The organism is Paraburkholderia saeva, assembly GCF_907164555.1.
GTDB lineage: Bacteria > Pseudomonadota > Gammaproteobacteria > Burkholderiales > Burkholderiaceae > Paraburkholderia > Paraburkholderia saeva.
Genome location: NZ_CAJQZC010000035.1, coordinates 1 through 763 on the forward strand (window position 1 = coordinate 1; position 763 = coordinate 763).

Annotated in this window: 1 protein-coding gene; it reads right to left on the reverse strand. The window is 64.1% G+C overall.

Features of this window, described 5'->3' with window-relative positions:
* Positions 1-4: 4 nt before the first annotated feature.
* Positions 5-763 (reverse strand): DUF2950 domain-containing protein (locus LPA36_RS29370; RefSeq protein WP_228884023.1); only part of this gene is annotated, 759 nt, incomplete at its 5' end.

The following is a 763-nucleotide window of genomic DNA, read 5'->3' on the forward strand; positions in this document are numbered from 1 at the left end:
CGCATCACGGTGACTCCTTCACCCATCCGGGGCCGGGATCGAACGACTTCATCGCCGCCGCCTTCTTTGCCCCGTCGGGGCCAAGGTCGTTCGAATAGACCTGTCCCGCATGACTGACCATGAAGCTTCTGATGCCGGTGTCTCCGTAGCGGACCGGCCAGGCAACGACAGCAAAGCCGCCGAAGAGTTTGCCGCGCACCAGATAGTCATACGCTCCGCCCGGCGCATGGGGGCCCTGTGAGGTGAGCAGCCTGTAGTGGTAACCGTAGTAGCCAGACTGCCCGGCGTTACGTGCGCCTGCCGTCACGAAAGCTTCCCCAAGCGGGCTTGGCTTCTCGTCGGGGCCAGTCGGCCAGTACAGGCCGTCCTGCTTGCCGGGCGAGCTCGACAGCTTCGTCGCATACGCGAGCACGCCACTGCCGTCGTGATCCTTCCCGGCGTATTCACGCTGCGCATCGTAGACCGCCAGCATCGCCTGGATCACGGCCAGCTCGTTGCGTCCGATACGGCGCAGGCGCATTTCCCCGGCCCCGGCGCGCGTGTCGAAATGCCAACCCTTCGACGTTTTTACGAGCGGGATGGGCAGCGTCCAGCCGTCGTTGCCCACGGCAATATCGACGTGGTCGCTGCTCACCGGCTGAATCGCGTGCGATGTTTTCCATTCCGTCAGAAAGCGGTCGCGGATTTCCGCGCCCACCGGCGGGATGAGCGTCCGAAAGTTCTCGCCCAGCAAAGACCTCAAGCCAGCTTCGTCGTTATCGGC